This is a genomic window from Paenibacillus sp. J31R30 (assembly GCF_059692115.1).
Genome location: NZ_JCAUAV010000003.1, coordinates 143,321 through 155,644, shown reverse-complemented (window position 1 = coordinate 155,644; position 12,324 = coordinate 143,321). Strand labels below are relative to the sequence as shown.

Genomic DNA, 12,324 nt, shown 5'->3' with positions numbered 1-12,324 from the left:
GATTAGTGGGGATGGTATAGTTTATGAAGGTCAGGTAGTTTCGGTGTTAATTTTAGTCCAACGCCCTGCGTCGCGGGTATTAAACTTATGCATAATTTTGTCATGAGCCTCGGTCAAATCAATGCCTAGTGAATTTGCAAAACAGATTGTGATGAACAAGATATCACCTAGCTCCAGCTCGATCGAGTTATCAGCTTCTGTACTTTTCTTCGGCTTTTCACCGTATGAATGATTCACCTCGCGCGCCAACTCACCGACTTCTTCCGACATTCTCGCCAGCATCGCTAGAGGACTGAAATATCCTTCCTTGAACTGGGAAATATAAGTATCAACCTCTTGTTGCAGGTCTTTAAGTGTACGTTCTGACATCGGCATCCTTCTTTCCATCATCTTCACAAAGGTTATCCTCCTTATGTTAAACTAAACGAGAAAAGTTGACAAATTTTTTGTAAGACAAATAAGTATCTTAAGCTTGGAGGAATATGCATGATTTTCAAAGAAAGATTTGCCGATCAATTCCTGAATGTAATGGGAATCCTGATTGGAACCGCGATTTATGCGTTTGGTTTGCATTATTTTGTCATTTCGAATGAGTTAATGGAGGGTGGATTAACAGGCATTTCCCTTTTGCTCAAATACGTGTTTAATTTCCCCCCTTCTTACTCAACGCTGCTCTTTAATATCCCTTTATTTTACTTAGGATGGCGTAATTTCGGTAAGGGTCCCATGCTATATACGATCTTCGGTGTAGTATGTCTGTCGCTTTTTCTTTGGGTCATGGAATGGTTGATTCACGTGGGCTGGATCATCCCTTTTCACACTACACAGGATTATTTCCTAGCAACACTTTATGCCGGGATTACACTTGGAACAGGACTTGGGCTTGTATTCAGATTTGGTGGAACAACTGGTGGATCTGATATCTTAGCTCGTATTGGTCATAAAAAAAGAGGCTGGAGTGTCGGACAAGTCATCCTTATTATTGATGTCGTCGTAATTGGCTCTTCATTCATTTATCTACCTAAAGAAAAGGTACTCTACTCACTTGTTGCTGTCTTCGTCACTTCACGCATTATTGATTACATATCGGAAGGTGCTTATGCAGCGAAAGCTTTTACGATTATCAGTGAACAGCCAAGCGTGTTAGCCGAGTCTATCACCAACGAACTTGACCGCGGAGTGACACTATTCCCAGCAAGAGGTGCCTACTCGGGTAACACGAAGGAAGTCGTCTATTGTGTCGTCTATCGGCATGAAACAAGGCGGCTGCGCGAGTTGATCCGTGCTGTTGATCCGAGCGCGTTCATTATTGTTGAGGATGTACATGAGGTTATTGGAGAAGGATTTAAAACGCATTAAGGATCTTAGGATTGATTATGCAAAAAAAGTGGGTTAAGCAGCTCTACCCGAGCTAACTTAACCCACTTTTCACATTACCGATTTTCACTTTCCTTCGCTTGCTTAACAGGAACAATATGTCGTCCCGATTGGTACATGCGCCAACCAACATAAGTTAAAACACCTACGATAATGACTCCCATGCTGAGCGACCAGATAATCGGTTGTTTCGGATCTGTGAATGGCACATAGGCCAGAGCATCTTTGTGTTTCATGAAGAGCTCATCTAGCAACTGGTTAAAATTAGTGATGCCAGCTTCTAGCTGTCTTATGGGCATTGGCTTTGCGTTGACATTTGTTCGTAAGAAGACGACTATTGAATCTAACTTCTCAACCGAAGAAGCATCTCGGCTAATGATCAGTGAAGGATGAATAATGGCGATATGCTGAGACAGCTTACCGAATTCCTCAATCGCTTCTTGCTGCTTATTTGTTTTTATGTGTTGACTTAGCATTTGACTATCGTTTTGCAGCACTTTATAGTACTGCAGCCACATCGGTTGGTTTTTATGAGATAGCGCATCGGTGGCAAGACGAATTTTGGCGACGGCTATTTGCCCTTCAGCAGGCGAATAGTTGACTGCATTATATACCCGTTTTGCCCCAGTAACCGTTTCTGTCAACGCATTCAAGCCCTCAACGGACGTAATTCCTTCAAATGAAATTTTGGGAATTTGATCGGATAGCTGAATCAGCTTATTTCTGGCTTCAGCAATTTGTCCTGACATCGTCAACGTGTACATTTCTTCCGCTATTTGATTCAAAAACGAGATCCGCTCAATTTGTGCAGGGTCTATTGGCTTACTAGCTTGTCCGATTGTATGTTTGTCATCTCCGCAAGCTGCAAGTATACAAAGAACAAAGCCGAGAACGAACGTAACGGCTATCACTCTTATCGTTCGACCAAAAAACATGGGACATCCCCTCCTTCACCATCATCATATGGAGGTTTGTCCCTGTTTAGACCATTAAGAGTTCGCTTTCAAGATTCTTTTATCTCTCACCAATAGAGATGTAATAGCTATCCAGATGCCAATGATACTTAAGCAAATGGTGAAGAATTGAATCGTACCCAAATAAGGATGAAGCTCTCGCTGTAACCTTGGAAAGACACCCTTTTCATAGTCCATGAAATCGTTCCAAAACGTCCAGATCGCCACCAGAACAATGGCAGGCAATCGAAAAGTAAACCAGCGAACAAATAACAGCGCTTCCACAGCCATCGCCAAATGAGATGCTGTTAACATCCAGCCATCCCATCCAACGGCAGCCCCCTGCCAGGCTCCTGCCCAAATCATTGTCACTGCCCATATCCCATACTTAAATGAAGTGATGAGTCCGAAAGCTTCAATAAAGCCGCGTATCGCCTTAGAAAGCTTACTGGATGGTCTATTTGAGGATTGATCCCATATCAAATAGCCAACTGAAAGTGTGAAGAATAGACTTGCTGTCGGACTATCCGGTACAAAAAACACATACCATACTGGACTTTCAGCAATGGTGTCTACCATTTGTATCCAATACCATTCATAGCCATATACGGTCCCTAGCAAATTGCTAATGAAAAGCAGCCATAGCATTTTTTTACTAAGTAAGAAGTCTCTGCTCCACAAATAGGAAACGGACATGTAGGCTCCTCCTTAAGAATCAAGTTTGAAACATAGACACGCGAATATTTTCAAAAAAAACCTGATCACTTTCGCGATCAGGTTCTGTTTTTATTGAGTTTTTTGTTTGGATAACCAATCCGCCAATTTATCAATATCAGCGTCTGTTAATCCTTTATCAATGTTAGGCTTATACATGGAAGGCATGTTGCCTTTACCATTTTTGATGATACCCATAATGTCTTCCTTCGTATGTGTATCGCCAGTTCCTAACAATGCAGGTACACCAGAAGCTGGCATTCCTTTTAGCTGAGCGCCATGACAAGCTAAGCAAGTTGCTTTCGCATAAATCGCAGCACCTGGATCATCAGCAGCCACGATGGCAGCCGCTTTTTTCGTTTCTTTCTTCGCGCCTTCTCCAGCTGCGCCACCTTTGTTCGCGTGCATTTCTTCTTCACGCTTAATGTGCTCTGGGATAATATTTTTCTCTTTAAGCTCAACTTGATAATGTGACCAAGACGTGTACGTCAGGTATGTACAAGCGATCAAAGATAGAATCATTAGGCTTGAAGCAATTGGTCTTCTATAGAAGCGACGCTCTTTACCTGTATCCAAGAATGGAGCAAGCAATAAACCGCCAAATAGTAAACCTGGTACTACAACCGCTCCAAGAACGACGTAATCACCCGATGTATATGGATACTTCAGCAATTGATACATGAACAAGAAGTACCAGTCTGGCATCGGAATAAATGCCGTGTTCTTCGGATCCGCAGGATAACCTAACGGAGCTGGGTCGGACATAACTAATACTAGCATACCGACCAAGACAACAACACCAACCATCCACTCTTTCAACAAGAAGTTGGGAATGAAGGCTTCTGATTTACCTGGATAAGCAGAGTAATCTTTAGGAATGAGTCGTTGTTCTTGCGTTTTCTTAATTACGCGGGAATCCCCTACGTAAACGATTTTTTCATCAGACTTATGACCATGCGCCACGCTATTCGCCCCTCCCTAAATTATAGCGGTCCGGAAATACCTTGTTTGCGAATCATGAAGAAGTGTCCGGCAAGCAAAGCGAGCAGAACGCCAGGCAGGAAGAACACATGAATAGCAAAGAATCGTGTTAGTGTTTGTGCACCAACAATGCTTCCGCCTTGCAGCAATGTTTCGATGTACGGACCAGCGAATGGTACCGCTGCTGCAATTTTCATACCTACTTGAGTTGCAAAGTAAGCTTTGTTATCCCATGGAAGCAGGTATCCCGTAAAACCAAGACCTAACATAACGAAGAAAATGAGCATGCCTACAACCCAGTTCATTTCACGTGGAGCTTTATACGATCCTGTGAAGAACACGCGCAGGGTATGTAAGAACATCATTACGATAACTAAACTAGCTCCCCAGTGGTGCATACCTCTGACGATAACACCGAAAGCTACTTTATGTTGTAAGTAATCAACACTTGCATACGCATTGATAATATCAGGTGTGTAGTACATCGTTAGGAACATACCTGACAAAATTTGAATTACTGTGATGAAAAACGTCAATCCGCCAAAACAGTAAACGAATGCGGAAAAATGATGAGCAGGGTTAACGTGTTCAGGTACCTCGTGATCCGCTACATCCCTCCACATAGGCGTAATATCAAGACGTTCGTCAATCCAGTTGTATACGTTTTTAAACATCTGATCGTGACGCCCCCTTATACTCTAGTGTTAGCATGCAGTTGTCCAACATACACGAAACCATTCTCTACTTTAGTTGTGTATTCGTCTAGCGGTTTAGGTGCTACTGCAAGGTTCTTGCCGTCTTGCGTATAGTGCGCACCATGACATGGACAGAAATACTGATCTTTGTAAGCAGGGTTATCATTCCAGTTAACTGTACAACCAAGATGCTTACATGTTGGATTTAACGCAAACAGAGCACCTTTGCTGTCTTTGGAAATCCATGCTACCAACTCAGCATCACTTTCGTACCAGCCATCTACTTGATGGACTTGGAACGTAAACGCTTGTGGAACATTCGTAATTTTACTTTCTTCGACAACTTTAACCCAGTCCGATGCTGCTTTTGACTGAAGGACTGGATCAACGGCAAAGCGAATCATCGGAATGATAATTCCTGCTGCCATGAATCCACCAGCGCCACCAAGGGTATAAGAAAGAAATTGTCGACGAGACATTTCGCGTTTGGTCCCGGGTTTCTTCCCATGCTGTTTTTCATTGTGATTGTTATGATCACTCATTCTCAGGTCTACCCTCCTACATTGGCCAAAGTCCGAACCTCTCGAACATCGGCTACCTCTATCACGTGTCGTTCGACATTACACTACATAACTAGGACATTTCTAATAATAGCCTACGTCTACTAGGTCGTCAAGAATTCATAACTCCTTTTATTGGATTGAAATCTTCGCTTTCGGACAAATTTTAACGAAATTGTCACAACTTTTTGGAAGCCACATTCATCCATTACTAACCTTATCTTGCACATTTTTTTTCCATTAATACGCGACATCACCAAAGTTAATCTGCAGGGTACCAGAGTTGCTGTACTTGTTTGGTTATACCTGATTTAATTGCGTCGGATTGCTGCGCCCATTGCGCTTTATCGACAACAATCAACAAATCTGTTTCAGCTGATTTCCAAGTGATCGCTTCCCCATGTAAAGTAAGGACAATTATGTAACGAAAACTTGATCTTTTCAAACGCTGTGCGATTCCCGCCAATTGCTCACTTGGTTCTGCACCCGCTATGTAATGAAGTGCTGGATAGGTCACGACTCTGCCTTTGTATGGAATCTCAATGACTTCCATAACATCCCGGAGCAGCTCCAATGCTGCGGTCACCTGCATCGGATCTTCATCCCCTGTCAATCCTGTAACCGGCAGAAGACACGTATCCAAGTAAGGTTTCAATTCTGTCCATTCTTGCGAAGCAATATCATTAAACTTCAAGGTTTAACGCCTCCCTATCATTTACCAAAACAACAATGGCTATGTAGCATTAGCCCAACTTGTACTTTAATCCGTCATCTCATGGCTGTCAATCAAGATCACAGGTAGACAGACAAAAAGACATGGGATTGGAATCCTCATGTCTTCGTCGTTTCTTGCTCATGCGCAGCTAATGATTACCCTAGTGATTGTAAAATCCTTAGTTCAGAAGTGAGCGCCAAGAAGGATATCTGATCTCCCTTTGCCAAAGCGGTGTCAATTTCTTTATAAAGATTTTCTTCTCTATATTTGCGTAAGGCATTATCCCAAATCATTTCCGCGAAAAGTGCCAGCAGCGCATCGTTAGATACATTCATTTTTCCCATGAGACCTACCTCCAAATGTTGTCCGCGGTTTGTCAGGAGCTTCTTTTTCGCAAAAATATGTGTCTGCTTTTTGGTGTACGCCAACCCGGTGTTTTGCTCCTAGTACATCATATTCACTCGCTATTTCAACGCTTCCTTCAAAAGCCCGTATGAACGGGAATGTGTTAATACCTAGTTTTCAGAAGAGCACAACTTTATCTTCCTCTGCAATACTGATACCTCGAATGACTTTGGAGCCTAGCTTCGTGACCTGGACGACAGCGCCATAGCTGTGATCTTCACCAATTCGGATCAAGCCCATGTGCATCATCATTTGTACAATACGCTGCTCTACAATGGATTCTGAGCTGTCATAGTAGAAAGGTTTAACTAATTTACTAAACAACTCTACGAGAGACGCTACCGTCACCCATTGATCGCAGAGTCGATCCATCCAGACGGATAAACTTTGGATATTCGGTATCGGATTTTTGTATAGCCTGAGCCAAAACGTATAGACATCCGAAAGTGACTCCTTCTTCCCCTCCAGCAATCGTGCTTTACCAACATCGGTTAGGCGTAGAACTAAGTCATGCTCACTAATAAATTGATGGTAATAGCAGTAGTCATAGATAAAGGAGAAGCGATTCGGATACTCCTTAAACATACGCCCGTAGCCGAATCTCCATGCCCCTTTAGGCACCATAACCTCTTGCACGGATAAAATACTAAGGAGCTGTTGCAGCTGTCTTTTGTACATAAAGCCTTCCGCTGTTAAGGGCACTTCCTGCTGGGCTACGGCAGTTAAGAAATGAAAAATGTCGTCAACTAGAAGCATTTGTTCATCACGATAGACTGTAGGTTCCTCTGTTTTCACCAACGCTTGTTTGAATTGATTCGCCAGCACATCGCCAAATCTACGCTTTAAATCCGCTGGTACATGGAATAGGTATTTCGTTTGCTGTGAATAACCGTTGAAGAGCCAGCCTAATTTCTTGAATTTTAGGATCATATCCCGAGGATTCCAACCATCTGACGACTCTTCCTTTTGAAAACGCGACTGCCCAACTCTAGCGATGAGCTCCTCCATACTAAATGCATTGCGAGGATCGGAGAGTAAGGAATTGAGGAATCGAATGTTTTCCAAACTAAGACTTTGAATGTGCTTTTCGAATATGTCTTTGCGCATGGCCGTGCTCAGGATCGATTGAATCAATTCATTCTTTGAATGACCATTACACTCACACTCGTAGGTATGTGCAATTCTGCCTAATTCATGGATATCGGCATAACTGAGCATATCCGCTAGGTTCATTTCCATCCTACATCTCCCATCTGGCGGAGCTTTCTACTCCGATGTTTCTAGTAACCATTATGGGATTTTTTCCCGAAAATATTCCGTTACAAACAAAAAAACATGACTCTATCGAGTCATGTTTTCTTTTAAACCATCGATTCCGATGTTGTTTTCAAATGAGTTAAACAATTATACAGCTGGAGTTCCCATTGATCTTCTTGTCGCAACAATAAGGTCAATGAGGTATTTTGCAAAAATTCCTCTTGATTTAGTTTCAACACACGGAGCACTTGAACAATAAAGCCCCCATGTGAGATAAGTAACACTTTCTTGTTCGGGTATTCGTTCAAAATCTCAGTCTCTAGAGCTATCCATCTAGCCCACAGCTCGCTATCCGACTCCTGCCCCAGATCCTGAAGCTTCCAATCGGCTCCCCAGCGCTCTTCACGTTCTGCGACCGTAGTCCCTTCGACTAACCCATATTTGCGCTCTCTGAGACGCTTGTCTGTGCGTATAAGCGGAATGCCGGACAAGTCAGAGATAATCTGTGCGGTTTCATGTGCTCGTTTAAGATCACTACTGATGATCCCATCCCAGCTTTCCTGCGCTAACCGCAGCCCAAGCAACCGAGCTTGCTCTCTGCCTTCTTCCGTGAGATCCGTATCCAATTGCCCTTGAAGCTTGCCAAGCTGATTCCATTCTGTACTCCCATGTCGTATGAACCCAATTGTTGTCATTCCCTTACCCTCCAGCGCTAGAAATGCAAAATGCTCCAAAAGGAGCATTAGGTTTTCGTTCGTGATAACCAATTCATGATAATAATGGTTGAAACTAAGCCAAGTAGTGATACGACTAATAAGTAATGCGGATACGAGTGTATGGGACCCACATGAAAGCGTAAAGGTTCCATGAAACTTGGGTTCAAACTTGCGACAGCATCACCCAACTTATGACCATTCAATGATTCTGTACCGCTAGATTTGAGTGCTTGAGGCGCTTCCAGGTCGTAGAGCGAATTGTCCGCGGAAGCCAAGGATGACTGTGGCGAACCATCATAGACGATGGCAAATAAGAAGCTAAACACAAAAAGCGCAAGACAGAAAGCAATGACTGCCGTCAAGTTACGTCTTAGTTTATACGAAATGGAATACATCCGTTCCGAAACTGGAATCCGCCATGATTCATCCTCATAAATGCGGTTCATCACTTTCGTTGATACTACTGGCTCAAAGTCTGTAAGCTCCTCGTCGTTTGCTGCAGTCCGTATAAGAACCATGCTTTCTTCCCATATTTGAAATTCCTCCCCACAGGAGTCGCACGTTTCTATATGCTTATCCACTGCGGCACGACGCAGGTCATCATTCGGCAAATCCCAGTAGACTCCAAATAATTCCTGGATCTCACTACACTTCATCGCTTGTCATCCCTTCGATTCTTCGAATATCGGTTCACTGAAATAAGGATCCAGGTGCAACTTAACAGATGCTCTCGCTCTAAATAAGAGTGATTTCACTGAGCTGACGGTTTGACCCAAAATGTTGGCAATTTCCTGGTAATCCATCTGATCATACTCACGGAGAATCAAGGCAGACCTCTGTTTCTCAGGTAAGCTATTGATCGCTTCGCGAACCATGGATACCTTCTCGTTCCGCAACATGGCCTGCTCAGGCATAGCATCAAATGAAGCATGCGGCGTTAGTCCGCTTTGCTCCAGAGACACCTGGACACTTTTATTTTTGCGCAGCTCACTCAATACGGTATTACGGGCAATCGTATACAACCACGTTGAAAAAGATGCCTCGATCTCTCGGAAAGAATGCAAACTGCGATACGCTTTATAAAAAGTTTCATTACACAAATCTTCTGCGATTGCTTCCATTTGTGTGCTCTTCAGCATGTGATAAATAAATGCAAGGATTTTACGCTCGTAACGACGCATAAGCTCATCATACAGCTGAACATTTCCATCCTTGATTTCTCTGATCAATTGGGAATCGGTCATTACGTGGCGACCCTCCTCGCGATTCCGGGTACCACTCCAACTGTTCATACATGTTTTACTACTGTTGGAGTGAAAAGTTGCGTTATATTGTAAAAAAAATGTGAACGCCAAAATAGGCAAACAATTAGCCTATTATATATTCTTGATTAAACACGAGATTCCTGCTAGATTCGACAAATTGTTGGATAAAGTTCATATTTCATGCGATACATTACTATCGACATTCTAACGCTTTGGTTTTATATGTATTTTTCAAACGAAAAAAGACAAAAAAAAACCGCCGAATCGGCGGTTGCACTTATGGTGCGATTATCGGATAGGAGTGGAGAGAAACCATACTGTACTTTTATTATATGTATACGGTTTCATTCTGTCAACACTTTTTTGAAAACGTTTACCATGGCTCGTTTAGGAACAAAAAAGACTTCCTTGTCATTGGCAGATACTAATGACAAGGAAGTCCACTGATTATTGAGATTATACATGCACCGCATATTCTTTACCAAGCAACTCAGAAGCCCGGTCCGCTTCCTCTTGGTTACGGAATGACAATCTGAGTATGCCAGGAACATCTTCACGACTCTCGATGATTTGAATGTTGCTCAAATTGATGCGAGCATTTCCAAGCAGCGACGTGATGGAGCCTATGATACCTGGGTGATCGGGAACATCTACATAAATATCAAATAAGGATGTAATGACACCTTTGCGACGCTCTGGTAATTTGCTGCGGAATTCACCTGCGATCCGGAACTGCTCCGCAATCCCTTCTCCGTCGCTTTGTTCGATCAGCTGAACGAACCTGGAAATCTCATCATTCCAATCCTTCAGCAGCTTAAGCAGAACATTACGATTGTTGACAAGGATATCACGCCAAATTGTCGGCTCACTGGAAGCAATCCGTGTAATATCCCGGAAGCCACCAGCGGCCAAATTTTGATACAACGGATTACTCTCGTTATACCCTCTTACTTGATTAACGAGGGCAACTGCGATGATATGCGGCAAATGACTGATGGCGCCAACGATATCGTCATGTTCACGAGCGTCGACTTGAACGATTTGCGCCTTGGTTTGACTCAGCAGACTTGAAAGCCGGTCCACTTCAGCCTGAGGCGTGCCTTCAGCTGGTGTCAACACATAAAAAGCATTCTCATACAAGTGCGAGGAAGCTGCTTCTACCCCATGCCGCTCAGAGCCCGCCATGGGATGGCCGCCGATGAAAAAGTAACCTTCCTTCAGATGTGCTGCTGCGCTTTCTGTAATCGAGGCCTTCGTGCTGCCCACATCTGTAATGATGCAGCCTTTCTTCAAGGGAAGGTTCATCAACTTCTGAACGTATTCTTCCAAATTACCCACGGGCACACATAAGAAAATATAGTCTGCCCCATCTACGGCTTCAGCCATATCCGTTGTTGCATAATCGACGACATTCCGTTTCAACAGCTTCTGGACGGAATTCGGATTGGGCGAATGACCAACTACCGTATAGTCTGGCTTTCCTTTGAAACATAAGGCAAGTGATCCACCGATCAGCCCTACGCCGAATATTGCTATTTTCGTCATAACAGGTATCAACCTTTATCTTCTGAATTAGGCTTGAACAGGAACTTCTGCAAGAACTTCCTTAAGAGCCGTAATGAATTTTGCATTTTGCTCGCTTGAACCAATTGTTACACGTAACGATGTTGGGAAGCCCAACATATGTCCACCACGAACGATTAACCCTCGGCGCAATAAGCCGTTGAATACATCAGCTGCTGGACGAGCTACATCCACCATTACAAAGTTCCCATGTGCAGGAAACGATTGCAGCCCAAGTTGTTTGAATTGATCTTCTAAGTAGTTTAAACCAGCTGTATTCGCTTCACGGCAGCTCGCAATGAAATCCTGATCTTGGATCGCTGCAAGCGCAGCGGCTTGTGCGAAGCGTGTCGTGTTAAACGGCTCACGCACTTGATTAATCGAACGAATAACTTCTGGATGCCCAATACCATAACCGATGCGAAGTGAAGCAAGCCCATAGATTTTGGAGAAGGTGCGCAAGGAGATCACATTTTTGTATTGTCCAATAAGCTCAATGCTATCCGGGAACTCACCGGTTGTGTTGTACTCACAATAAGCTTCATCAAGAACAACGATCGTGTGTGCAGGTACTTTAGCTAAAAAAGCTTTAATTTCCGCATCCGTATTCATCGTCCCCGTCGGGTTGTTCGGATTACATATCCAAACAATTTTCGTACGATCTGTAATGGCAGCAGCCATGGCATCCAAATCATGCGTTCCATCTTTCAACGGAACCTCAATGGAGATCGCACCTTCGATTTCACAATTGTGTTTGTATTGAGGGAATGTGTGTGAAGCCATGACGGACTCGTCACCCGGCACAAGGAAAGCACGCGCCAACATAAGGATGACTTCATCTGAACCTGCGCCGAAAATAAGTTGATTGGTCTCAACGCCCAACGATGCCGCTACAGCTTCAGTAAGCTGAACAGCGCCTCCATCTGGATATAGACTAATATTCGCTATCTCAGCTTCAATGGCTGCTTTCACGTGAGGGGAAGAACCGAATGGGTTCTCATTGGAAGCAAGCTTAATGACTTCGGTTAGTCCAAGCTCACGCTTTACTTCCTCGATAGGCTTACCTGGTTGGTAGACTGGTAAATGTATAATGGTTTGTTTCGGTTTCATGTAGTCACCTCAT

Annotated in this window: 15 protein-coding genes; 1 reads left to right on the top strand and 14 read right to left on the bottom strand. The window is 43.5% G+C overall.

The window, feature by feature from the left end; translation table 11 throughout:
- Positions 1-30 precede the first annotated feature (30 nt).
- Positions 31-369 (bottom strand): nucleotide pyrophosphohydrolase, encoded by a 339-nt coding sequence (locus AC58QO_RS12435; RefSeq protein ID WP_065857436.1) that lies wholly within the window; start codon positions 367-369, stop codon positions 31-33.
- A gap of 117 nt (positions 370-486) precedes the next feature.
- Here AC58QO_RS12435 and AC58QO_RS12430 point away from each other — a divergent pair, with 117 nt between their 5' ends.
- Entirely contained in the window at positions 487-1,359 is an 873-nt protein-coding gene (locus tag AC58QO_RS12430) for a YitT family protein (RefSeq protein WP_497265806.1), read from the top strand.
- A gap of 74 nt (positions 1,360-1,433) precedes the next feature.
- On the opposite strand, the gene AC58QO_RS12425 is transcribed toward AC58QO_RS12430, so the two are convergent.
- The 13 genes from AC58QO_RS12425 to hisC form a co-directional block, all read right to left on the bottom strand.
- Positions 1,434-2,312 carry a sporulation protein YpjB gene (locus AC58QO_RS12425; protein WP_497265804.1) on the bottom strand — a complete coding sequence of 293 codons (879 nt, stop codon included), beginning with the start codon at positions 2,310-2,312 and terminating at the stop codon, positions 1,434-1,436.
- A gap of 54 nt (positions 2,313-2,366) precedes the next feature.
- A complete protein-coding gene (locus AC58QO_RS12420; protein ID WP_497265802.1) occupies positions 2,367-3,026 on the bottom strand; it encodes a DUF1405 domain-containing protein in 660 nt (219 codons plus the stop codon).
- A gap of 90 nt (positions 3,027-3,116) precedes the next feature.
- On the bottom strand, positions 3,117-4,007 hold the full coding sequence (locus AC58QO_RS12415; protein WP_497265800.1) for a c-type cytochrome: 891 nt from the start codon (positions 4,005-4,007) through the stop codon (positions 3,117-3,119).
- 20 nt (positions 4,008-4,027) lie between these two features.
- Positions 4,028-4,699 (bottom strand): menaquinol-cytochrome c reductase cytochrome b subunit, encoded by a 672-nt coding sequence (gene qcrB, locus AC58QO_RS12410; RefSeq protein WP_029193037.1) that lies wholly within the window; start codon positions 4,697-4,699, stop codon positions 4,028-4,030.
- A gap of 17 nt (positions 4,700-4,716) precedes the next feature.
- Positions 4,717-5,262: a QcrA and Rieske domain-containing protein gene (locus AC58QO_RS12405; RefSeq protein ID WP_497265798.1), complete on the bottom strand. Its 546-nt coding sequence runs from the start codon at positions 5,260-5,262 to the stop codon at positions 4,717-4,719.
- 280 nt (positions 5,263-5,542) lie between these two features.
- On the bottom strand, positions 5,543-5,974 hold the full coding sequence (locus tag AC58QO_RS12400) for a DUF2487 family protein (protein ID WP_497265796.1): 432 nt from the start codon (positions 5,972-5,974) through the stop codon (positions 5,543-5,545).
- A 176-nt stretch (positions 5,975-6,150) separates the two neighbouring features.
- Entirely contained in the window at positions 6,151-6,339 is a 189-nt protein-coding gene (locus AC58QO_RS12395) for an IDEAL domain-containing protein (RefSeq protein WP_497265794.1), read from the bottom strand.
- Between the two features lie 178 nt (positions 6,340-6,517).
- Positions 6,518-7,633, bottom strand: a complete 1,116-nt coding sequence (locus tag AC58QO_RS12390; protein ID WP_497267464.1) for a hypothetical protein — start codon at positions 7,631-7,633, stop codon at positions 6,518-6,520.
- A gap of 128 nt (positions 7,634-7,761) precedes the next feature.
- Positions 7,762-8,352 (bottom strand): histidine phosphatase family protein, encoded by a 591-nt coding sequence (locus AC58QO_RS12385; protein ID WP_497265792.1) that lies wholly within the window; start codon positions 8,350-8,352, stop codon positions 7,762-7,764.
- A 47-nt stretch (positions 8,353-8,399) separates the two neighbouring features.
- A complete protein-coding gene (locus AC58QO_RS12380; protein WP_497265791.1) occupies positions 8,400-9,029 on the bottom strand; it encodes an anti-sigma factor family protein in 630 nt (209 codons plus the stop codon).
- 6 nt (positions 9,030-9,035) lie between these two features.
- On the bottom strand, positions 9,036-9,617 hold the full coding sequence (locus AC58QO_RS12375; RefSeq protein ID WP_497256822.1) for an RNA polymerase sigma factor: 582 nt from the start codon (positions 9,615-9,617) through the stop codon (positions 9,036-9,038).
- A 477-nt stretch (positions 9,618-10,094) separates the two neighbouring features.
- Entirely contained in the window at positions 10,095-11,183 is a 1,089-nt protein-coding gene (locus AC58QO_RS12370; RefSeq protein WP_497265790.1) for a prephenate dehydrogenase, read from the bottom strand.
- 27 nt (positions 11,184-11,210) lie between these two features.
- On the bottom strand, positions 11,211-12,311 hold the full coding sequence (hisC, locus tag AC58QO_RS12365; RefSeq protein ID WP_497265789.1) for a histidinol-phosphate transaminase: 1,101 nt from the start codon (positions 12,309-12,311) through the stop codon (positions 11,211-11,213).
- Positions 12,312-12,324 lie beyond the last annotated feature (13 nt).

Coding starts and splice junctions, on each gene's coding strand:
- AC58QO_RS12435 (WP_065857436.1), bottom strand. CDS start 369: ATGTCAGAACGTACACTTAAAGACCTGCAACAAGAGGTTGATACTTAT.
- AC58QO_RS12430 (WP_497265806.1), top strand. CDS start 487: ATGATTTTCAAAGAAAGATTTGCCGATCAATTCCTGAATGTAATGGGA.
- AC58QO_RS12425 (WP_497265804.1), bottom strand. CDS start 2,312: ATGTTTTTTGGTCGAACGATAAGAGTGATAGCCGTTACGTTCGTTCTC.
- AC58QO_RS12420 (WP_497265802.1), bottom strand. CDS start 3,026: ATGTCCGTTTCCTATTTGTGGAGCAGAGACTTCTTACTTAGTAAAAAA.
- qcrB (WP_029193037.1), bottom strand. CDS start 4,699: ATGTTTAAAAACGTATACAACTGGATTGACGAACGTCTTGATATTACG.
- AC58QO_RS12405 (WP_497265798.1), bottom strand. CDS start 5,262: ATGAGTGATCATAACAATCACAATGAAAAACAGCATGGGAAGAAACCC.
- AC58QO_RS12395 (WP_497265794.1), bottom strand. CDS start 6,339: ATGGGAAAAATGAATGTATCTAACGATGCGCTGCTGGCACTTTTCGCG.
- AC58QO_RS12390 (WP_497267464.1), bottom strand. CDS start 7,633: ATGAACCTAGCGGATATGCTCAGTTATGCCGATATCCATGAATTAGGC.
- AC58QO_RS12385 (WP_497265792.1), bottom strand. CDS start 8,352: ATGACAACAATTGGGTTCATACGACATGGGAGTACAGAATGGAATCAG.
- AC58QO_RS12380 (WP_497265791.1), bottom strand. CDS start 9,029: ATGAAGTGTAGTGAGATCCAGGAATTATTTGGAGTCTACTGGGATTTG.
- AC58QO_RS12375 (WP_497256822.1), bottom strand. CDS start 9,617: ATGACCGATTCCCAATTGATCAGAGAAATCAAGGATGGAAATGTTCAG.
- AC58QO_RS12370 (WP_497265790.1), bottom strand. CDS start 11,183: ATGACGAAAATAGCAATATTCGGCGTAGGGCTGATCGGTGGATCACTT.
- hisC (WP_497265789.1), bottom strand. CDS start 12,311: ATGAAACCGAAACAAACCATTATACATTTACCAGTCTACCAACCAGGT.